Annotated in this window: 22 protein-coding genes; 7 read left to right on the top strand and 15 right to left on the bottom strand. The window is 59.4% G+C overall.

Features of this window, described 5'->3' with window-relative positions; all coding sequences use genetic code 11:
• Positions 1-402 precede the first annotated feature (402 nt).
• A complete protein-coding gene (locus tag MOD31_RS22110) occupies positions 403-720 on the bottom strand; it encodes an endonuclease domain-containing protein (RefSeq protein ID WP_374206958.1) in 318 nt (105 codons plus the stop codon).
• Between the two features lie 213 nt (positions 721-933).
• On the opposite strand from MOD31_RS22110, the gene MOD31_RS00385 reads away from it, so the two are divergent.
• Together MOD31_RS00385 and MOD31_RS22105 are read left to right on the top strand one after the other, a co-directional pair.
• Positions 934-1,146, top strand: a complete 213-nt coding sequence (locus MOD31_RS00385; RefSeq protein WP_250819575.1) for a hypothetical protein — start codon at positions 934-936, stop codon at positions 1,144-1,146.
• 610 nt (positions 1,147-1,756) lie between these two features.
• Positions 1,757-2,080, top strand: a complete 324-nt coding sequence (locus tag MOD31_RS22105; protein ID WP_374206950.1) for a helix-turn-helix domain-containing protein — start codon at positions 1,757-1,759, stop codon at positions 2,078-2,080.
• A gap of 96 nt (positions 2,081-2,176) precedes the next feature.
• Here the strand turns inward: MOD31_RS22105 and MOD31_RS00380 are convergent, their stop codons facing one another.
• From MOD31_RS00380 to MOD31_RS00355, 7 genes are all read right to left on the bottom strand, one after another.
• Positions 2,177-2,761, bottom strand: a complete 585-nt coding sequence (locus MOD31_RS00380; RefSeq protein WP_250819574.1) for an HNH endonuclease — start codon at positions 2,759-2,761, stop codon at positions 2,177-2,179.
• A gap of 995 nt (positions 2,762-3,756) precedes the next feature.
• Positions 3,757-3,966, bottom strand: a complete 210-nt coding sequence (locus MOD31_RS00375; protein WP_250819573.1) for a hypothetical protein — start codon at positions 3,964-3,966, stop codon at positions 3,757-3,759.
• A gap of 383 nt (positions 3,967-4,349) precedes the next feature.
• Positions 4,350-5,141, bottom strand: a complete 792-nt coding sequence (locus MOD31_RS00370) for a DUF4145 domain-containing protein (RefSeq protein WP_250819572.1) — start codon at positions 5,139-5,141, stop codon at positions 4,350-4,352.
• A 165-nt stretch (positions 5,142-5,306) separates the two neighbouring features.
• Positions 5,307-5,720: a hypothetical protein gene (locus MOD31_RS22100; protein WP_374206949.1), complete on the bottom strand. Its 414-nt coding sequence runs from the start codon at positions 5,718-5,720 to the stop codon at positions 5,307-5,309.
• Positions 5,717-6,349: a DUF433 domain-containing protein gene (locus MOD31_RS00365; RefSeq protein WP_250819571.1), complete on the bottom strand. Its 633-nt coding sequence runs from the start codon at positions 6,347-6,349 to the stop codon at positions 5,717-5,719. The genes MOD31_RS22100 and MOD31_RS00365 overlap by 4 nt, the downstream gene beginning before the upstream one ends.
• 281 nt (positions 6,350-6,630) lie before the next feature.
• Positions 6,631-6,852, bottom strand: coding sequence for a hypothetical protein (locus MOD31_RS00360; RefSeq protein WP_250819570.1), 222 nt, complete (start codon positions 6,850-6,852; stop codon positions 6,631-6,633).
• 403 nt (positions 6,853-7,255) lie between these two features.
• Positions 7,256-8,734, bottom strand: coding sequence for an NAD-dependent succinate-semialdehyde dehydrogenase (locus tag MOD31_RS00355; RefSeq protein WP_250819569.1), 1,479 nt, complete (start codon positions 8,732-8,734; stop codon positions 7,256-7,258).
• Between the two features lie 148 nt (positions 8,735-8,882).
• On the opposite strand from MOD31_RS00355, the gene MOD31_RS00350 reads away from it, so the two are divergent.
• The 5 genes from MOD31_RS00350 (at position 8,883) to MOD31_RS00330 (ending at position 13,531) form a co-directional block, all read left to right on the top strand.
• On the top strand, positions 8,883-9,704 hold the full coding sequence (locus MOD31_RS00350; protein ID WP_250819568.1) for an IclR family transcriptional regulator: 822 nt from the start codon (positions 8,883-8,885) through the stop codon (positions 9,702-9,704).
• Positions 9,676-10,422, top strand: a complete 747-nt coding sequence (locus MOD31_RS00345; protein WP_250819567.1) for an IclR family transcriptional regulator — start codon at positions 9,676-9,678, stop codon at positions 10,420-10,422. Before MOD31_RS00350 ends, MOD31_RS00345 begins: the two co-directional genes overlap by 29 nt.
• 218 nt (positions 10,423-10,640) lie before the next feature.
• Positions 10,641-11,528, top strand: coding sequence for a transketolase (locus MOD31_RS00340; protein WP_250819566.1), 888 nt, complete (start codon positions 10,641-10,643; stop codon positions 11,526-11,528).
• Entirely contained in the window at positions 11,525-12,466 is a 942-nt protein-coding gene (locus MOD31_RS22020) for a transketolase family protein (protein ID WP_250819565.1), read from the top strand. The genes MOD31_RS00340 and MOD31_RS22020 overlap by 4 nt, the downstream gene beginning before the upstream one ends.
• Positions 12,467-12,478: 12 nt before the next feature.
• The gene (locus MOD31_RS00330) at positions 12,479-13,531 is read left to right on the top strand and encodes a 1-phosphofructokinase family hexose kinase (RefSeq protein WP_250819564.1); all 1,053 of its coding nucleotides are present in this window, start codon (positions 12,479-12,481) and stop codon (positions 13,529-13,531) included.
• A gap of 85 nt (positions 13,532-13,616) precedes the next feature.
• On the opposite strand, the gene MOD31_RS00325 is transcribed toward MOD31_RS00330, so the two are convergent.
• From MOD31_RS00325 to MOD31_RS00295, 7 genes are all read right to left on the bottom strand, one after another.
• The gene (locus tag MOD31_RS00325) at positions 13,617-14,693 is read right to left on the bottom strand and encodes an SDR family oxidoreductase (protein WP_250819563.1); all 1,077 of its coding nucleotides are present in this window, start codon (positions 14,691-14,693) and stop codon (positions 13,617-13,619) included.
• Positions 14,694-14,819: 126 nt separating this feature from the next.
• Positions 14,820-15,785, bottom strand: a complete 966-nt coding sequence (locus tag MOD31_RS00320; RefSeq protein ID WP_250819562.1) for an NAD-dependent epimerase/dehydratase family protein — start codon at positions 15,783-15,785, stop codon at positions 14,820-14,822.
• A 40-nt stretch (positions 15,786-15,825) separates the two neighbouring features.
• On the bottom strand, positions 15,826-16,164 hold the full coding sequence (locus MOD31_RS00315; RefSeq protein ID WP_250819561.1) for a Dabb family protein: 339 nt from the start codon (positions 16,162-16,164) through the stop codon (positions 15,826-15,828).
• A gap of 15 nt (positions 16,165-16,179) precedes the next feature.
• Entirely contained in the window at positions 16,180-16,629 is a 450-nt protein-coding gene (locus MOD31_RS00310) for a hypothetical protein (protein ID WP_250819560.1), read from the bottom strand.
• 32 nt (positions 16,630-16,661) lie between these two features.
• Positions 16,662-17,456, bottom strand: coding sequence for an SDR family NAD(P)-dependent oxidoreductase (locus MOD31_RS00305; RefSeq protein WP_250819559.1), 795 nt, complete (start codon positions 17,454-17,456; stop codon positions 16,662-16,664).
• A 272-nt stretch (positions 17,457-17,728) separates the two neighbouring features.
• A complete protein-coding gene (locus tag MOD31_RS00300) occupies positions 17,729-18,616 on the bottom strand; it encodes an NAD-dependent epimerase/dehydratase family protein (protein WP_250819558.1) in 888 nt (295 codons plus the stop codon).
• 125 nt (positions 18,617-18,741) lie between these two features.
• Positions 18,742-19,707: a LysR family transcriptional regulator gene (locus MOD31_RS00295; protein ID WP_250819557.1), complete on the bottom strand. Its 966-nt coding sequence runs from the start codon at positions 19,705-19,707 to the stop codon at positions 18,742-18,744.
• Positions 19,708-19,742 lie beyond the last annotated feature (35 nt).

The raw sequence follows: 19,742 nt of genomic DNA, 5'->3' as shown, positions 1-19,742 counted from the left end.
GGGACTGCACGCGGAGTACCGTCGTCAAATAATTTGCGTAAGGACAGCCTCGTGAGGGCCGAAAGCCTCGAGAGGCCAGGCCTGAAAGGGCCGGCGAAAAGGCCTCGTCATGTCGTCAGGCATCCGCGTGTAGGACCTCGTGGACCAAAGCTTGCCGTTGCAGATGGTGATCTGACGAGGCTCTTCCATCCCTACCGGAAGATACGGGTCCGGTTCGGAACGACTGGCCCATGTCAAAGGCGCTCGCACGGGCGCGACGCGGAGGCGGGCCCGATGCCCACCACCTCGTATCTGCTGGTCACTTCAATTCACGCGGTTGGCGGTGACAGGGTATCCAGTGCGGCATGCAGATCGTCCTGTCAGCCAACGGGGCGGAGGGTGGTCGCTAGCCTCCCGCATGTTTCAGCTAAGAAGCGTAAGTGCGGAGTCGTTGAGCAGCACATATGCGGCAGCAAGCATTAGTATGTCGGCGTTTTCTTGCAGCAGTCCTAGGCCTTGGTTGCACCTTTGGCACAAAAGGCCGCGAATGCAGTGTCCGCAGGAAGCGGGACCGGGGCAGCATTTATGGTTGTGATCTACCACAAGAGGCATCTCCGCGGTTGGGGTATGGGGGCAGAGCCTGCAATGCCCGTTCTGAGAGACCAGCAAAGCCTCGTATTCATCAAGACCAATGCCGTAGACGGTAGTCCGTCTTTTGGAAGAGAGACAGTGGCGGCACACGTAGTTAAGGCCATCCGTGGCTGCGGATACTTTCGAGAATGCACTTTCAGGTTTCCATGCGTCGCAGCCAATGCATAGCTTGTTGCCGTTCTCGTCACGCTCAAGCACCGACCGCCCCCGGTTGGGCTTCCCCGTCAAGGGGGTCAGAGGCTGGCCGTTCCTTTGTTGCCGCCAGTGGTGGCGACAGTACCCCTCACCGCCGGGAGCGTCGTTGTGCCTACAACCCGGAAAGAGGCACGACGCAACCTCGCCGCGTTTCCGAACCACCTTGAGGGGCGTCAGGTCCTTCCCCTTGTGGTGCTGGGCGTAGTGACCGGTGCAAAGGCCGAGGCCTTTGTTTGCGAGGGCACGGCCGCACAGATTTCCGGCAGGTCCTGGACCAGTGCAGGGGCCGTCGGGAGTGTTGACCCTCCGGATCGGTTTTAGGAGCCCATTTTTCTTGAGCTGCCTGTCATGCGGCGAGCACAGGAGCGAATCCCGGGCTTCTGACGGGCGCCCGCAGACTTTCTCGCCGTCGATGCCGGGTCCGGTGCAAGTGCTCGTCAGAGGCGGCAGCCGCAACTCGATGGGTCCCATGAAACCACGGCGCTGCATCTGTTCGTGATGGGCTTTGCAAACGCCGTCGTCGTGCCCCGCTGGGCGGAAGTACACCTTCCGACCACATGGGCCACCATCCTGACCAGGACCGATGCAGGTTGACTTCTCCGTTCTGGTTCGGAGCGGCTTCAGTGCCGCGTGCTTCTCTTGCTGGAGTCTATGCGAGCTACATAGCTCAGAGGCTTTTGTATGAGTGGGCTTGCCACAAAACTGTTGGCCGCTACGCCCTGGGCCGTTGCAGGTCCGCGCTCTGACACCGTCGTCGAAGGGTCTTTGGCGATCACCTCCTTCCAACATTTGGCTTCCTTCATTCGCTAAATCCATTTGGTCTTCGCCACCGTTGACTGCCGTCACCTTGCACAGTCCTCCTTCGGTCTCATCATTTCCATGTATCACTAGTGGAGCAGACAACCCTGACATTATTGGTTGGCATTGATACATGCCCACTCGCCCGCAGCAGTCTTCCAAGGAGCAAACGCTCCGGTGGGCGGAACGACGAGCGGTCGTTGGAGGCCGCATCCGGGAGATTCGCCTGGAGCAGGGTCTATCGCAGGAGGCTCTGGCCTTGGAATCAGGCCTGAGTCGGAACATGATTATCGGGATCGAATGGGGCCGGAAGAGCGTTGCTTACGAGCGGCTGTGGGATATAGCCGCTGTCCTGGGCTGTGACATCACTGAACTGTTTGTACCCGCTGAACGCCATCCATCGGTCAGCCCCTATCGAGGCGGTAGTAGGGCGATGAACAAGCCAGAGGGGCAGTGAACGAACAGCCTTGGAGCAATCCTGACGTTGTGGCGACGTCCAAGGACCTAAAGCGAGGGGCCGGCGTGGCCCCCATGGTTAGCATGTAGCCCAGCGTCACTTTCGCCGGATCAATTGCACAACGGGTGGATAATCTGCCGGACCTGCCACGTGTTCGAAGGTCTGCCCGTCCAGCCCGTAGGCAAAGGGCCCTTCACCGGGGGTTGCCCTGCCGATGGGCAATCCTTGCAGCATCGCCCAGAGCATTGTCTGATCGCTCATTTGCTTGATGCTGAAGAGGTCCTGAATAACTGCCTCGGGTTCTTCTGAAGCGCGACGGTGCTCCAATTCGCTGTTGCGGCGTGAAGTCATGGGCATCATGTGGTCCGGCCGAACGCATAGGGTGTTGCGGCACACGTGGTCGAGCGTCAGGCGGTTTCCGTGTCCGCCCATGAAGAGTCCGTATGAGTAACGATGGGCAAGCCATTCGTGGTTGTCGATGCTGATGACGCCGTATCCTGGTCGTATTTCACCTGTCGGGCTGAGAACTACTTTGTTGATTCTGCCGGTCCAAGGCCAACAGCCAAACAGGCCATCGAGCCCGTCGCGGGTCGGCGCAATCTGTCCCAGGAATTTGTCCAGGGTTCGGCGCATGGCTTCAGGTGTGCGGATCGGTTCCATTAGTAAAAGGGGCTCGTCCATGCGGCAGTAGCCTTCTCGGGAATGTCCGGGTTCCAACCGGGTTGTACAGCCGGCGGCCTTGCACTTCTGCTTCTTCCGGTGTTCCTGCCGGTAGTGCTTTTCGCAAAGCCCTTTGGCGTAATGGGGATTGGGCGGAATGTAACGGGGGTTGGTTGCGATGCAGACGAGGCAGCTGCGCCGGAACCGATCTTTTGGTCTTGGCATGACGTAGTTCCCCCCACCACGATGTGTCCTATATAACTCCGTCAGGGAATCCTACAATAGTGCTACACGGCCGGTAAACCAGGGGTTCCGGCGGTGAATTGCCCTGTTCGGGGTGGGGTGAGTTAGGGCAAGTAGCGGGGCCATTGGGAGCTCTATTCGTAGGGCCCCGTCCAGTGGAAGGGGGGCCTCCCTGGGTCGAATGGCGGCCTGCCCCTGAGGCAGGCCTTCCACGATTTCTGATACTGGTTCGCTCCCGAATCCGGGGGCTCGTATCCCGGCGACGCTGGCTCATAGCTTCTTGCCATGAGGCACCTGTGGCCCTGTCGCTATGTCGGCGTCGGTGCCTGCTGTCACCTGCGTCCCTCGTGCAAACGGAAGCCGGGGCAGGCAGGTTGCCGGATATCAAAGTAGGATGCCAAATTCACCTGCGTCTCTCACTGGGAATCGGCATGAGCGCACCTGCGTCTCTTGGCAGGCATATATGGTCCGGCGTCTTGAGGCACCCGCCTCTTCTGCCGCCGAGCTTGGTGTCAGGGATGGGGCGCGTCAGCCCTGAAAAACGACGCGCCGTCTGCCAGGCCGACCCCGACCGGGGCCCAACGGAGCGTCGTCAGAATTTCGGCGCACAAGGCCACCTACAAGGGCGCTAAGCCCACAGCCATGGTCGTAAACGGTTGGCTTCTCGGGCTTCGGACGGATCTGGGCGGAGCTGACTGGCTAGCTGTACCGACGTGGCCGCCACGAACTCTTATGGGCGGCCCTGCCAGAAGTGGTCTCCTGCTGGCTTGGTTCTATTCGGCGTGCGGTTGGTGAGCCCGTTCCTGCCTAACTTCCTCTCGGTCCCTGAGCACCCACTCCGTGATCGACATGGCCACCACCACCGCAATGTAGACCCAAGCCCACACGCCACTCAGGATGCCGGTCGCCAGCAGCAGGAAACCGAGGGCAACAAGTGCCCACGACGTGACCTTGAGTGCGCGCACAACGCCTGCGACTGCCATGCAATGATCATCTCTTTCCTTGTGACTGCCGTAAAGACCATGCCGCCCGTAAAGCATGGAGCAGTCGCGAAGGCCCTTGGCGGCGATCTCGAGAAGTCATGTGTGCACTACCCCCCACTTAGTACAGGCGTGTTACCCGCCTTGCCTGATGAGTGAGACACAAGCGGCATCTGGGAATCAGCCATCACAGCCAAGCCTTCGGGGCCGATAGCCAGTCAATATGGGTGACAATCACCATGGTCATGCTTCGATCGCAGCTACCAGCTACCAGCTACCAACAACGAGGTGGGGGAGACCCTCGTTTCGCGGGCGCCCTGCCCGCCCGTGATAGCGGCTGGGGTACCGTACGGGATCAGAAGTTTCCATACCCGTGCCATACCATGTCAGGCCGGGGCTGGTCCCTTGGCCTGATATCGCCCCTTAGCCTGATTCACGGCTTGCATCCTTTCGGTTATCTCGGGGGCCACAAACAGCTCGTGAAATGCTGCCTCTATGAACTCCAATCCATCGATTACGTCGTTGACCGTAAGTGGTTCTCCGTCGTGAGTTCCCTCGTTTCCGATCCATTTGACAGCACGGAGCAGTTCGGCTGCTCGATGGCTCTTCGTTTCTGCCTCCCAGGTGTCAATGCGGGTGTGAAGAGGCTGCCAGGTTCCCTTGTGATTGAATGCCCGTATTCCCTGGCTTGACATGAAACGTTCGACCGAACCCCGCAGAGCGGTTGCTGCGAAGCTCGGATCGGCGAAGAGGATGGGGGATGCTCGCTCGACGGCAGCTCTAACGTTTCCGGGAACGACTTCAGGAAGGGTTAGTAAGACAAGCGGCGGGCTGAAATATTCCAGTTTGTAGTACTCGGAATAGAACTCGCCATGGTGCTGGCTGTTTAGAGTTTCAATGGCCGTTGATACGCCTACCCTGTACGTTCCGACGGCAGCCATGAGCTGTTCGCAGGCGCCGTTCTCGCAGTGGCCAGTCACATACATCCTGCCGGAAATCCAATCAGGTTCCCAGTCCGGGAAGTCCCACAGCTCCTTGGATTGGTTGTTCTCAGTCGCCGTTGGCTTATCCCACGAGACACAGCCTTCTCGGCAGACGGGGCAGTGGGGACGAGGCCACTGCGCGCCTCCTTCGATCTCGTGGCCGAACCTTTGGACGACCTTGAGGTCGTAGCTCACCATTCCTTGTATCCCCCTAGCCTGGACTGAGCCAATGCCCCGTAAATAAGTGCTGATGGGACTGCAGCATGAAGAGCATACCCAAAGCAAACATTTCTGGTTGCGATGAGATGGTTACAGGCGGCAAAGCGTCCGGCGTCCCGACGATCGCTCCACCTGAAGCATTCAAATGTGCTCCACGGTCAGTCTTTTTGTGTGGTCATGGGGCACGGCACCGAGGCGAAAAAGCGTTGGCGCTGTGGGTGACGTACGGAGAACAAGCGTCAGACAGGATACAAGCTGTGCCAGGACGAGTGCGTTGAAGTCTCTGCCTCTGACACCAACAGGTGGACGTTCGATGGCAGCGAAGTGTAGCCCGGCCTTACGGAGGGCATTCCGTTCATGATCCACGCGAAGGATCTTATGATCGAGGCTGACCAGCACATCAAATGACGCCTCGGCGGCTGCCGCAAACAGTTTCGGGTCCAGAGTGCCGCGCCAATCCAAGGATGCCACTGAGTGGAACTGGCAGTTTCTGAAGGCAGCCTCTAAGGAAGGCAGGAGTCGGTCCGAGACGCACTCGTCGAGGAGAAACTTCAAGCGGCAGACCCCCGGTTAACGGCGCTGACTTCCACTTGAAAATCGACGGCGTCCTCGGCCGCCTCACGGCTGACGTTGGGATAGTAGTACTGGAGATCATCGAAATCTTCGTCGGCAGGCTGCTCGCCCAGGAACTGGGTGACTACATCATAGGGAACGCGGGTACCTTCGATGGTTGGCCAACCGCCGAGGCGTTCGCCGTTCACCGCCAAACGGGGCCGCGGATGTTCAAAGTCCGCGACAGTCTGATTCTGAAGATTCTCGAAGGGACGGAAGATATCTGCGAGAGTGAAAGCAGCCATCTGGCCTTTGTAACGGACAAGGTCAACGGAGTTACCCGAAGCGTCGGTAACCGCAATCGTCCTCCCATCGGTCTCGAATCTATAAGCCGACGGATGATCGTTGAAGTTCAGGGGCCGGAGGGCGCCGAACGCAGTTCGGATGCTCTGAAGGGACGTGCGCGCCCGCAAGAAGGCCATGGCTCGAAGCGCCGTTACGTCACGGAAAGAGTACAGCGGCGGGCGACCCGCGTTAACTTCGGGGATCAGCAGCCCGGACTTCCGCCAGAGGTACAACTGGTGGACAGACGTGCCCGAGAGAGTAGCCGTCAGATCAGCTGGAAATGACATGCCCTCTCCGTCCCCGTAAAATGACTAGCCCTTGTCTTGGTCAAACGATCCCAGAGTAGACCGACAGAATCATACAGGCACGCCGATAAGACCGGTGCTTCAGTCTTGGGGGTGCTGCCTATGTGGCGTACGTGGGTGAATCCTTCAGGCCGTTCTCCGGTATATGCATTCCACCTTCGCGCGCGGCACCGCTTTGGACATCTGCATGTTTGGCAGCGAACGCCGCGGCAAAGGCACGTTGTCGCTCCGCCACGGGTGATATGGAAACCTGGGCACTGGATCTACGCGTTTCCGTCCACCTCCCGCGTCATACCGAATGGCACCAACGGACTGACCGTCACAGTGAACGATTGGGGGCTCACCCGCGTCACCAATATCCCTATGCGGAGTTCTGTGGCAATGTCGCGCAGTGATGCGACTGCAGCCTCGAGACGGTCGTCGCGTTCGTGGCGATTGTCGGCAAATACAGTCACTGATTTTCGCTTCTTATTCACTTCTTGCATGCTGTGTCTTCCTTGTCGGAAAGGCTGTCGCAAATCCTGCTGCAACGTTGAAAGGCGCCACGGAGTGCCGAGTGGCACTTTGGGCGTCTCACGTGAGGTACCGAAACACGCCCCACCCTGGAGTGCAGACGACGCAGCCAGTTCGGTGGCGTGCCCCGAACGTGGGTCTTCGCCTGGCCGATGAGGACTGAAAGGCTGCCGGGGCACCGCAGCCTAGGCATACTAATGAGGGTCGCAAATGTCGCTGTATCTCAGGTTCCTGACGGTCAAACTCTTCAGCTTCCCATTCTCGGCCGTCTAAATCGCTCTTAGCCCATCTCATCGCATCAGATTGGACCGGCTGCGACCCGCGGTTGCCTTGCAAGACATGCGCGGATCGCAGTCACCGCCCCTTTTGGATTTCCTAAGCCCCAGACGGAACAGCGATGCCGACGTACTGGGTGGAAAGGTATTCCTCAATGCCCTCAAGTCCACCTTCGCGACCGAGTCCGGATTGTTTTACTCCACCAAAGGGGGCTGCCGCATTAGAGATGATCCCTGCGTTCAGCCCCAGCATGCCGGTATCAAGCTTCTCGCTCATCCTCAAACCACGGTTCAAATCCCTAGTGAAAACATAGGCAGCAAGCCCGTACTCGGTGTTGTTGGCGAGTCGGATCGCTTCCTCCTCCGTTGAGAAGGTAACGATGGGTGCGACGGGGCCGAATATCTCTTCGGAGAGAATGGGAGACCCCTCGGTGACACCTGTGAGAATTGTTGGCGCGTAGAAGTAGCCAGGCCCATCAACGGGGGCCCCGCCGGTAACTGCCGTTGCGCCGGCAGATACCGCCTCTGTCACCAAGGAGTGAATTTTGTCCCTGCTCTTGGCATCGATCATGGGCCCGATCTGTGAGCCTGGCTCCGTTCCGCGGGCGGTAGTCAGTGAGGCCATGCGTGATGCAAATTTCTCCGTGAACTCGTCAGCGATTGACTCTTGGACGATGAACCTATTCGCAGCGGTGCAGGCTTCGCCCATATTGCGAAGCTTCGCAAACATGGCGCCATCCACGGCGGCATCGATGTCCGCATCGTCGAAGACGACGAACGGCGCATTCCCACCCAATTCCATCGAGGTTCGCAGCACCGTCTCCGAGGCATCGGCAAGCAGGCGCCTACCGACCTCCGTGGAACCGGTGAAGGAAAGCTTCCGCAATCTGGAATCTTTGATCAGCGGTCCGGTGGTGGCGCCAGCCCTCGTGGACGGAACCACGTTGAGAACCCCGGCGGGAAGGCCGGCCTCTAGCATGACCTGGGCAAATAGCTGGGAAGTAAGTGGAGTCAATCTGGCCGGCTTGAGTACCATGGTGCACCCCGCGGCCACGGCGGGCGCGATCTTCCTTGTGGCCATAGCGAGGGGGAAATTCCACGGTGTAATCAGGAGGCAGGGCCCCACCGGCTTCTTTTGAACCAGAAGACGTGACTTCCCATCGGGAGAAACCGAGTAGCGGCCCCATGTACGGACGGCTTCTTCCGAAAACCAGCGCAAAAACTCGGCCCCATAAGCGACTTCACCCTTGGCTTCGGCCAAGGGTTTGCCCATCTCGAGCGTCATAAGCAGGGCAAAATCATCGGCCCGCTCTGTGACCAACTCGAAAGCGCGGCGAAGGATTTCGCCGCGGTCCCTCGGTGCCACGGCGGCCCATGACTCTTGGGCGGCGACGGCTGCGTCGAGGGCAGCCAAGCTGTCTTCGGGGGCAGCGTCCGCGATGCTTGCCAGGACCTTGCCTGTGGCGGGATCTTCGACGTCGAATGTCGCTCCGGAGGCAGCCTGACGCCATTCGCCGCCAATCAATAGGCCAGTGGGTACCGAGGCGAGCAACTCGCTCTCAAGCGGGACAAATGTCATCTTGTTCTCCTTGCTGTGTGGTGTCGTTCCAATTCTATCGCCACACGGACCACATGTCTGCATGATGGGAATACAAGTTTCTTGCTTGGGGCTAACCCGCCCCGTATCGTCAATGTGAAAAGGTTGTCCGCGGGGTGAGAGAAGCATTATGACTGAGAATTCGGAGGCTTCCGCCGGAGGCATGGGCTTGGTGACTAAGTCCGCAGCCGTTCTTCAGGCGCTGGCCGCCTCGGGGGAGCTCACAGTTGGGCAGTTGTCTGCAGCGACAGGGGAGCCCGTGAGCTCGCTGTACCGATTGCTCTCGTCGCTGGATGCAATCGGGTGGGTTGAGCAAGGAGCCAAGCGCGGCATGTTCCGCCTTGGCTTGGACTTCCTCCTGCTGGGATCTCGCCTCGAAGCCCAGCTTGACCTTCGCCAGCTTGCCCTCCCGGAACTGATCCGCCTCCATGAAGCTTCCCGGGAGACCGTGTTCCTCTGCATTCGTCGCGGGATGTCGGCCGTGTGCATCGAGAGAATCGACGGGCGCGACGTCCAGATACACAGCCTTCGGCTGGGCGAGTCGCTGCCATTGGGGGAGGGGGTTGCCCCTAGGGCGATACTCGCCTTTGAAAGCCCGGAGTTCGTGGCCGGATACCTTCGAGATTTCGCCTCCAAGTCTCCCATTAGCGCCATAGCCCCCGATGGCGCTCAGTTGGTGAAGCTGTTGGATGAAACGGCTGCGACTGGTGTGGCTGTTGCCGAGGCCGACTGGGTTGATGGGATTGGGGGGGTTGGCGCTCCGATCTTTGACCATAAGGGTCATGTCGTCGGTGCGCTGTCGATCAGCGGACTGTCGCGCCGTCTCTTTTCGGGCGAATTTGATGCCGTCGCATTGGTGACGCAAGCGGCGCGGGTCGTGAGTGAAAAACTCGGTTCGGATTTACGTGATGGAGGGGTGGACCATGGCCAAGCCAATCCAGTTGCTAGCTAAGAGCAGTAAGCTGCTCCATTCCCTGGCTGAGAAGGGAGCCCTGCCAATCAGCGAGTTGGCGGAGGAGCTCGATATGCCGCGGCCCAGCGTCTACAGGTTGATCGACGCACTGAGGCTGGTAGGTCTGGTCTCCACGGCCGAGGACGGGCGTAGTCAGCTTGGTGTAGAAGTACTTCACCTAGCTCGTGCGGTTCTGGACGCGCTCCCCGAAGCTCGGGCGGCGCAAGGCGAACTTCAACGGCTGAATCAGGTCACGGGCCAAACCGTCTATCTTTGCGCCCCTAGAGATAACCGAGTTGCCTGCCTCGATTGGGTCAGGGGCACTCGGGTCTCCCTTCTTGCTCTCAGCCCCGGCGGCGCGTTGCCGGTCAACGCTGGTGCAACCAGCCGGGTTGTCCTTGCGTATTCTCCCGGCCTGCTTGCTCGGCTTTCCGGTACCCCATTTGAACAATTGACGCCCAAAACTCTGACCTCGCTGGACTCGCTGGAACACGACGGCAGGGCGATTCGCGAACGCGGCTACAGTGTCTCAAACGAAGATGTAACCCTCGGCGTTTCGGCATTGGGTGTTCCGGTCTTCGGGCCCGCTGGCGAACTTAGCTGCGCCATCTCACTGGCCGGGTTGACTGATGACATATTGGGGAACGAGCCGGAGTATGCCAACGAGTTGATGGTGTCCGCCTCCCGGATCCAAGAAGCTCTCAAGGCTCCCCTATAGGCTGCTGCCGCGTCATCCCTCCCATCGGAGTGCCCCTGTAGCTAACCCGGGATTCTTCTTGATGCTTGGTTGCGGTCCGCGCTTCGTCCTGCGGCAACCAGCGACTCCACATCTTTTCAACTACCTCTAATGCTCGCGCCCTTTTTTCATTCTCATCTCGTAGACAAGATGTCCATATCGCGGTAAATTGAGGATACGTCGTTGAGAGAGGTCACCCCATGAATACAAAAACCGAGGTCCGTACAGACCTGGAACTGAGCGGCATCATTCAGGAAGCCCGATGGCGGGTCATTGACACTGTTGCCGCCAGCAAAGCCGGACACATCGGTGGACCCTTGTCCGCTATGGACGTGCTTGTATCGCTGTACTTCAAGCACCTGCGAATAGATCCAAATAGTCCTCAGGACCCGGACCGGGACCGGTTCGTCCTGTCGAAAGGCCATTGCGCGATCGGTCTCTACACGGTGCTAGCCCTGCGCGGGTACTTTTCGGTAGACGAACTGGCCAGCTTTGATCACGGAGACTCTCGTCTTCAAGGGCACCCGGATATGCTTCTGACCCCCGGAGTCGATGCGTCCACCGGATCATTGGGCCAAGGCCTCTCCAGCGGTGCGGGGATGGCTCTCGGAGCCAAAAAGCTGGGAAAGGACTTCCATACCTGGGTGATGCTGGGTGACGGCGAGATCGGAGAAGGCATGGTGTGGGAGACGGTTCTATCCGCGCCAAGGTTTGGGCTCGACAATCTCACCGCGATCGTGGACGTCAACGGACTTCAACAATATGGCTGGCCGGCGGGGCCGGGGGACCGCTTCGACCGCAGCGAACCCGTGGGGCACGTGGACTTGGAGGCCGTGTTCACCGGCTTTGGCTGGAACACGATCAGCATCAACGGACACGACCTGAAGGAGATATCGGACGCGCTCAGTTTTGCCCAGTCGTTTCGCGGAGTTTCCGGGAAGCCGACAGCGATTATTTCGAACACTACCAAGGGGTTCGGCGTCTCATTTACCCAAGGAACGTACAAGTGGCACAACGGCATAGCCACTGAAGAACAACTGCGGATCGCCCGCGAAGAACTCGGCCAGAACATGGAGGCAGCCAAGTGAGCACCAAAGCGCAGCGTCAGGTTTGGGGTGAGACGCTATCTGAACTTTCGGACCTGGACGAGCGGATACTCGTTCTGGATGGCGATCTTGCAACGTCAACGAGGGCAGATATCCTGGCAGAGTCTCACCCCGAAAGGTTCATCCAAGTCGGCATTGCCGAGCAGAACATTGTTGGCATGGCCTTCGGCCTCAGCACCGTCGGGTACCGGCCATGGTTGTCCTCGTTTGGCGTCTTCTTCACCCACCGGGCCCTGGACCAAGTGAGAATGCTGGTTTCACAGACCAAGGCACCGGTTCGTATTGCGGCGGCCTACGCCGGCTTGCTGAACGGTTCCAGTGGCAAAACACACCAGGACATCGAAGACTTCGCCATCATGCGGGCCATGCCGAACATGACCGTCATCGCCCCCGCAGATGCTGTGGAAGCGCGCGCGGCGATCAAGTGGGTGGCGGAGTACGACGGACCCGTTTACATTCGCTTCGCGCGGGACGCCGTTCAGGCCGTCTTTGAAGACGACTACGTCTTTACCCCGTACAAGCCTGTCGTCCTGCGGGACGGCTCCGATCTCACGGTAGTTTCCACGGGCGTGCAGACCTCAAGGGTTTCGCAAGCCTTGGATTCCCTCGAGCTGGAAGGTATTGGGGCGAAACACATTCACGTACCGATGTTGAAGCCCCTGGATGAGCATGAGTTGCTGCATGAACTCGGTGGCGCTCAGTTGATTGTCACAGTGGAAGAACACAGCGTGCTGGGTGGACTCGGCGGGCTCGTTTGCGAGCTTACTGCTGGATCACCAGAGCCCGCGCGGGTGACCCGGATCGGACTCGAGGATCGCTGGTCCGAGTCTGCACCAAACGATTTCCTTTTGGATAAATACGGATTGTCTCCTGCCAAGGTCGCCCAGCAGATCAAGGCTAGCCTGAACACGCGGAAGTGAATGAAGGCCATTATGTCCAAGCCACTCCAGACCCTGGGCCCACGAGAAACAGTGAAGCAGACCGCGCTATCATCTTTGTCGCGTATTGTCACCCTCACTCCCGCTCCTGCGATAGACAGGGTCTACTTTCTTGATCGAATGGTCGAGGGCCACGTCAACAGGGCCACCAGGGTGGAAACGTACCTCGCAGGCAAGGGCATCAATGTTGCACGCGCCCTTAGCCTCGCTGGGAATGTCGCCACCGCTGTAGTGCCCATCAACGCCGAGGACCTTGAACTGGCCGAGGGCAGCGAAAGCGTTCGTAAGAAAGTCTTCAAGACCGTGGAGGTCACTGCGCCCACACGGGTGAACGCGATAATTGTCGACACGGACGGCGCGACCACGAACTTCAATGAGAGTGCCGCACCTCTGTCCACTGCAAAGTGGCAGCAACTGTGCGCGGCAACACTTCACGAAGTCGAACGAGTCAAAGCAGACTGGCTCGTCCTCGGAGGATCCCTGCCGGCGGACACCACCACGGGCCGCGAAGTCGATCCCGGAGACCTCTTTCGGGCGGCACGCCGGGCTGGTGCCTCAACCTGCCTGGACACGTCAGGCGAAACTCTCAGAGCGTGGGCGTCCTCAGCAAATCCGGTGGACCTGGTGAAACCAAACAAGGAGGAACTCGCAGATATCACCGGAACGCAGCTGAGGACCATGCGGGATGTGGTCTACGCAGCGAACCTGCTCCGGAAAAGGGGAGTTCGGACGGTCTTGGCCAGCCTGGGCAGTGACGGACTCGTTGAAGTGAACGAGCACGAGGTCCTCTGGGCGCGGGGACCCTCCGCTAAAGTCCTCAACACCACCGGGGCAGGCGACGCTGCCTTGGCCGGATATCTCAGCGCGTTGCCTCACGCCTCGGCCGCCCCCTTCACGCATGAGGTGGTTCGTGAGGCACTGGCCCGGGCGGTTGCCTGGGGCGCGCTCGCCGTCCAGGAACCAACCACCATCCTCCCCCGAGTAGTTTTCTCTCCGGAGGGAATCTCGGTTTCCGCCCCGGACCCCGACTACCTTCTGTCCCGGTAAGTTCGCCACTACTTACCATCCACAATCCGCCAGGGCCCGCGTCTCGCAACCACGGGCCCTGGCTTCTTTTGGCCGCGGATAGTGCCTACGGAATGTAGCGGTTGTTGCGCAGGAAGTTCAAGTGGTTCAGGAGGCTCTGGTGGGAGTCGATGCAGTCGTGGAAACCGGCCTGGCGGATCTTGATGGTGCTTTGCACCATGTCAAAGTCGGAAGCCAGCCAGCCTTCGACAAATGGCCATGAGGCAATGGTGGCCCATGGGGTTGGACGCAGTCCGTACTGGGTGACCATGGTTTGCCAGAGGTCTTCCTTATCGCTCATTTGCTCAAGCAGCGGCACCGGCTGGGGTTCCGCCGTCGGCATGTCGAAGAACTCGGCTAGGTCGACCCAAAGCTGGCTCCAACGGAAATTATCGCCGTTGGTTACGTTGAAGATTTCTGCGTGTGCACTGTCAGCGGTCAGCGCCCAGGAAATGGCGCGTGCCAGCAGAGCCGAATCTGTGGCTTGATGCAGGGCATTCCACGTTCCGGGGAGGCCGGGGAAACGCAGCGGAACACCCTGTTCCTTACTGACTGCGGCGAAAACGGCCAATCCGTTGACGATGTTCATGGGAGATCCCGCACTGAAACCGAATACCCCATCGGGACGCAGGACCGTCCAGGAGAATTTCCGGTCGAGAGCGCGCTGCTTCAGTTCATCCTCTTGGTTGTTGTAGAAAATGGGCCCCAGGAAACGTGCATCCGATTCTTTCGCGGGCGTTTTGTAGTGGCCCAAGTGTTCCCCATAGGACTTTCCGCCTCCCACCATGACCACTCTGGTGAGGTTGCCCCCTAGGGACTGAAGGGCATCAAGCGTGTTCACCAGCATGGCGGTGTTGGGCGCCACGGCTGCCCGCATCGGCATGTCGAGGTAGGCGGCGTAGACCACGTGTGTGACCGCCGTCAGGGACGCGAAACGCTCCTTCACCGCGTCCTGATCCAGTAGGTCCACGCTCACGTGCCGGACATTGCTCCGTGCTTTCAATTCCTCCAAAGGCCCACGCCTGGCAACGGTCACCACGTCCCAGCCCGCGTCCGCGAGCTGCAGAGCTGCGGCGCGCCCTATGACTCCATGCGCTCCGACCACCATGACTCGACCGTGCCCCACGTTCCGAACTTCTTCCATCACATTCCATCCCGGTTCTCTGCTTACATCTGAAAATGGTTTGGGCCGGGCCAATGGCCCGGCCCAAACCGTTATACACGCGCAGTGTGCGCGTTGTTGTTGTGGCGTTCGACGCCGCTTTCGCACTTAGTGGGAGTCGGCACCTTCGAGGGCATCGTCGCTCGCCACGGCTTGGACGTGGTCATGCGGGTCTCCCTTGTAAGCCCAGATCCGCTTATAGGAGCCGGATCCAAGATCGTCCAGCAGGTCAGGTCCTGCGGGACTCCAGCCCAGCTCTGTGCGAGCCTTCGCAGAGTCAACGCGGCTGTTGCTGGAAATTGCCACGTCCACCCAGCGCTGGCCCAAAGCCTCGTACGCGACCTCCGGCGTGCAAGATTCAGCGGCCTGGAGCCCGACCAACCTGGCTATTCTCTCTGCGATGTCGCCCATGCGGGCTTCGCCAGCCGCCAGGTTGTAGGCGCTGCCGGCTGGAGCCTTGTGCAAGGCCAGGAAGTAGGCTTCCGCGAGGTCGGCGATATACACGTTGGACCAACGGTTGTCACCTCGGCCGACGTACAGGCTGCGCCCTGACGTAATGGCCTGGCGGATCAGCAATGGCAGCTGTTCGCTGGCGCCATCGCCGAAGATCATGGAGGGACGCAGAACCACAGTGTGGATACCCCTGCTGGCGGCGTCGATCACCGCAAGGTCCGTGGCATAGCGCGTTGCCACAATCTCAGCGGGGGAGTGCTGGACCTCCTCGGTGAAGATCGTTGGGTTGAGCTCGCCCTGTGCCAAGTCCGTGTAGATACCCGTTCCGCTGGTGCGGATGAATTTCTTTCCGGTTCCCTCCAACGCTGTGAGGAACACCTGGGTGGATTCAGCATGATCGGCTGTTGCCGTATCAATAACTGCATCTGCAGCCAAGGCTGCTTCCCGAAGGACTGAAGAGTCATCGAGCCCTCCGAGTACAGGGGTGATCCCGCGGGCGCGCAGCGCCTTGGCACCGCTTTCGCTCCGGACGAGACCGCTAACGACGTGGCCGGACTGGAGGAGCCGCTGGGAAACGGCCTGTCCGATGTATCCGGTGGCACCAGTGACGAAGATATGCATGGTTTTCCTTATTGTTTGCGTGATTTCTCTGCGGGACTACTTAGGCCAAGTGGCTTAGTGGGTCTTGCTGCTGCCCTGGGGCCAGGATGCTGGGACGGTCATCGTCCAGGAGGAGGCGGCGAATGTCTGAGCAGACGCTTTCGGCCAAGACCCCAATCGGTGCGTGGTCGGGGTGTTCCAGATACCGTTGGTATCCCTCTTCCGAATCGAACACGGACACATAACCGGTGACGTTGAGGTCATCGTAGGCGCGGATGACTCGTACCTCTTCCAGTTCCGGGATCTTCCCGGGAAGCGCCCGCAAAGCGTCCTCGAAACTGGATCGTGCCTCGTTTCTGATGTCCTCGGGGAAAGTGAAGCTGACAAGTTGGTAGAACATCGTGTTTCCTGCGCCCTATCTCTGTTGTTGTTTTAGTTGTTCGATATTGGATTTGTGCTCAACGGTGACGAAGACCAGTTGAGACTCCCCGATGTTTTCCAGATCGTGAAGTAGGTATTCTCCGCGTCCGAAGCGAAAATGACGGGTATCACCCACGGCGTAGCCCACCTCTCTGGTGGTTCCATCGTCTTCGTGCTGCCTACTGTGTCCGGCGCTGACAGCGGTCCAGAAGTAGTCCAGGACGTGGCGGTGAGCGGGGAGCCTATGGCCGGGATCCAGCCTGATCTCCCACACCCTGACGTCCTCCGTTTCGGAGAGTATGCGCTGTCCCACCGCGAAGTTGTAGGCGTTGTCACGAAAGTCTTGGAGAACTTCGGCGGGCCAGTCATGGAAGCTCCGGGCTACCACGGTCCCTGCCCGCTGGCTTCCGTGCGGAATGGTGGCTTGGCTTTCCTGGGTAGTCACGATGTGTCCTCTTGGTAGCTGGCGAGGGAGGATCAGATAAACGTCGTGACGCCTCCGTTGACGGTGTATTCGGCCCCGGTGATGAAGCCTGCGGCCGGTGAGGCGAGGAAGAGGATTACTGGAGCGACGTCGTCGGCTGTCCCCAGTCTTCCCACCGGAAGCCCTGAATCCTCCACGAAGGCCTCGATTGCTTCATCCCGTGGCACATCGAATTTGCGTGCTTGGGAGTCAAGAAAACCTCCGGGCCTATCCCACATGGGTGTGTAAATATGTGCGGGAGCAACAACATTGGACCGAATTCCTTTCGGCCCGAATTCCCGGGACAAGAGCTTGGACAAGGACAAAATTGCCGCCTTTGAAACGCTGTAGTCCGGAGCATCTACCAGCGGAGTTCGTCCTGCTTCCGAGCCCACATGGATGATTGATCCTGAACCGGTTTCAAGCATGTGGGGAAGAACCTCCCGGCACATTCTGACGTAGCCCATGAAGTTGAGCTCCATTGTGGATTCCCACATTTCATCGGTGACATCAAGGAAGCCCTGCCGGACGGCTACGGCCCCTGCATTGTTGACCAGGACGTCGATCCCGCCAAAGCGTTGCAGGGCCTGGCGGACTGCGACCCCAGGGGTCCCGGGAAGAGACAGGTCCGCGGAGATATGGAGGAAATGGTCGGCATTCGTGCTGGTGGTGATTTCCGTTTCCGCTGGTTCTCGGCTGATTCCAACAACGTTCGCTCCTTCCTTGAGGAAATGTTCGGCGGCGGCGAGCCCGATTCCTTGGCTGGCACCTGTAATGAGGACAGTCTTGCCACTGAAGATTCTGTTCATGATCCGTATGCCTTCCTCTGTTCATGCAAATCAGATATTCGCAGAGGACACCGAGCCTAGCTGCCTAGTGGCTGCGGGTCTCGGGTTCGAGGGTCAGGAATTGGCGGAGTGATTTTGCGCTGGTGGGTGGTGGTGAATCCTGAGGCCTCGACGGGGCTTGCCTCAATGGTTCCACGAAGCCAGGCGGGGCGTCCAAGACCAGAATGCAATGCCTGACCAAAGCGCTGCTTATGGCTCTTGTTGGCCGGTTTTCGGCGCTTGACCCGGGCGGGTCAGGACCACATCAGGGCGTAAGAGCCTTCGCGGAGTTCGTCCTGTAGGCCGGGACCCTTGGGCAGCCATCCAAGCTCGATTCTCGCCTTGGTGGCATCAATCCGGCAGTTGCTGGCCAGGACGCCGTCGACGAATTTCACGCCGTAAGCCTCATAGGCGGCGTCCATGGTGCACGACTCTGCACCCGGGTACCCCAAGATTGCGGCGATGTCCTGAGCAATATCGGCAACGGAGGATTCGCCGGCAGCAATGTTGTACAGGCTTCCGGATGGCGCTTTCTCCACCGCCAAGACAAACGACTCCGCGAGGTCCGCGAGGTACACATGAGATTGCCTGTTGGCGCCTGAGCCAACGTAGAGGCTTCGCCCCGCATTGATTGCGCGCCTAATCAGCCCACCGATCACCGGTCCACTGGCTTCTCCGTAGGGAATTGCGGGCCGCAAGACAGCGGTGTGAATGCCTCTTTCCGCAGCCTGCTGGACCTGGGCATCCGTTTCGAGAATTTCAGCCAGCCCGCGAATGGGAGATACGGCCTTTCGCTCCTTGTGGACAATCTTGCCTAGCGAACCGAGTGAGGCGTCGACGTAGACTCTCGAGGTGCTGTTTCGGATGTATCGCTTGCCCGTGCCCTCCAAGGTGGCAAGGAATAACTTGGCCGCTGGCAGGTGACCGGACACATCCACCACCGCACTAACCAGCTGGGTCACATTTCGGATAGTTTCGCCGTCTTCGAGAGTGGCCAGGATGGGAGTTATTCCCCTGGACTCCAGGACTTTTGTGCCTGTGACGGTGTCGGTGAGCCCGAACGTCTCGTGGCCCGCCGCTTTGAGTCGCAACGCAACGGCCAGTCCGACGTACCCGGTTGATCCGGTGACGAGTACAGACATTCTAGTTCCCTTCGGCTGAACGTCTAGCAGACGCTGCGGATCCTGCACTGTACGTTCGCCAACATCGTTTCATGGTAAGTGCTGGGCCTCTAATAGAACTCCGTTTTGGCACCCATGAGCGTTGGTTATGGCTGTGAGTGGTTCTGTTTGCGGTGGTGACTTTCGGGCGGCTCAAGAACGGCGGGAAGTTTCTGCAGGAGTTCCACGTATCTCTTGGCCGTGGGCGACAGCTTAGTGCGGCTGTACACAGCAAGATCGCGGGTAAGAGCTGGAAAAGGCTCCACAGCGACCCCAGGTCCGTCCAGAGGCAGGGCGTTTGCCGGGAGCAGGGCAACGCCCGCACCCGCGCCGGCAAGCTTCACAGCGCTGTCTATTTGACCTGTGTGGAACACGAAGTTTGGAGTCACGTTGGCCGATTGCATGTATTCACGGATGAATTCGCCCAATCCGTGGTTTCCCTCGAAAGTGATCCACGAGTGGGTATGGAGGGCGCTCACCGGGAGGACTCCCCGTGACTGTGGCGCACCCTGGGGCACTTTGCCTTCGTATGGCTGGACCTCCTTCAGGATGGGGTCATCCGGAGCCAGGTACAGCACAAAGATTTCATGTCCGAGGTCGACCACGGGGCCACTCCACTGCTTTGGTGTGGGCCCGACGGCAAGATCGCCGGCACCGGAGGCCACCGACTCTTCCAGTGTTCTCCTGTGGGCGTATTCCAATAGGGTGACCGGGATCTTGGGGTTGTCCGTGTGCCAACGGAGCAGGGACGGAGGGAGGATTCCGGCGGCGATCGAAAGTACCGTGGCGATGACCAGTTCTCCCGCTTCTCCACTTAGGACCTCGCGGGCGGCCTTCCTGGCGTCCTCGGCCGCCTTCAATGCAATTCGTGCATGCTCTGCATAGGCCCTGCCAGCGGGCGTCAGCCGCACAGTTCCGGTGGTCCGCTCGATAAGTTCTCCACCAGCCGCGCGCTCAAGTGCACGGATCTGTTGACTGAGGCCCGGCTGTGAAACGCGAAGGAGTTCAGCGGCGCGCGTAAAGGATCCCTCTTCGGCTACTACCAGTAGGTACTCCATCTGTCTCAAAGTCACCTTATAAGCATAGGTTATGCGATCGGCTGGAAATA

Origin of the sequence: Paenarthrobacter sp. TYUT067 (assembly GCF_023656375.1) — a bacterium.
In the GTDB taxonomy this organism is placed as follows: domain Bacteria; phylum Actinomycetota; class Actinomycetes; order Actinomycetales; family Micrococcaceae; genus Arthrobacter.
This window is presented reverse-complemented; position numbering and strand designations above follow the sequence as displayed.

Coding starts and splice junctions, on each gene's coding strand:
- MOD31_RS22105 (WP_374206950.1), top strand. CDS start 1,757: ATGCCCACTCGCCCGCAGCAGTCTTCCAAGGAGCAAACGCTCCGGTGG.
- MOD31_RS00380 (WP_250819574.1), bottom strand. CDS start 2,761: ATGGACGAGCCCCTTTTACTAATGGAACCGATCCGCACACCTGAAGCC.
- MOD31_RS00375 (WP_250819573.1), bottom strand. CDS start 3,966: ATGGCAGTCGCAGGCGTTGTGCGCGCACTCAAGGTCACGTCGTGGGCA.
- MOD31_RS00365 (WP_250819571.1), bottom strand. CDS start 6,349: ATGTCATTTCCAGCTGATCTGACGGCTACTCTCTCGGGCACGTCTGTC.
- MOD31_RS00360 (WP_250819570.1), bottom strand. CDS start 6,852: ATGCAAGAAGTGAATAAGAAGCGAAAATCAGTGACTGTATTTGCCGAC.
- MOD31_RS00355 (WP_250819569.1), bottom strand. CDS start 8,734: ATGACATTTGTCCCGCTTGAGAGCGAGTTGCTCGCCTCGGTACCCACT.
- MOD31_RS00350 (WP_250819568.1), top strand. CDS start 8,883: ATGACTGAGAATTCGGAGGCTTCCGCCGGAGGCATGGGCTTGGTGACT.
- MOD31_RS00345 (WP_250819567.1), top strand. CDS start 9,676: ATGGCCAAGCCAATCCAGTTGCTAGCTAAGAGCAGTAAGCTGCTCCAT.
- MOD31_RS00340 (WP_250819566.1), top strand. CDS start 10,641: ATGAATACAAAAACCGAGGTCCGTACAGACCTGGAACTGAGCGGCATC.
- MOD31_RS00330 (WP_250819564.1), top strand. CDS start 12,479: ATGTCCAAGCCACTCCAGACCCTGGGCCCACGAGAAACAGTGAAGCAG.
- MOD31_RS00325 (WP_250819563.1), bottom strand. CDS start 14,693: ATGGAAGAAGTTCGGAACGTGGGGCACGGTCGAGTCATGGTGGTCGGA.
- MOD31_RS00320 (WP_250819562.1), bottom strand. CDS start 15,785: ATGCATATCTTCGTCACTGGTGCCACCGGATACATCGGACAGGCCGTT.
- MOD31_RS00315 (WP_250819561.1), bottom strand. CDS start 16,164: ATGTTCTACCAACTTGTCAGCTTCACTTTCCCCGAGGACATCAGAAAC.
- MOD31_RS00305 (WP_250819559.1), bottom strand. CDS start 17,456: ATGAACAGAATCTTCAGTGGCAAGACTGTCCTCATTACAGGTGCCAGC.
- MOD31_RS00300 (WP_250819558.1), bottom strand. CDS start 18,616: ATGTCTGTACTCGTCACCGGATCAACCGGGTACGTCGGACTGGCCGTT.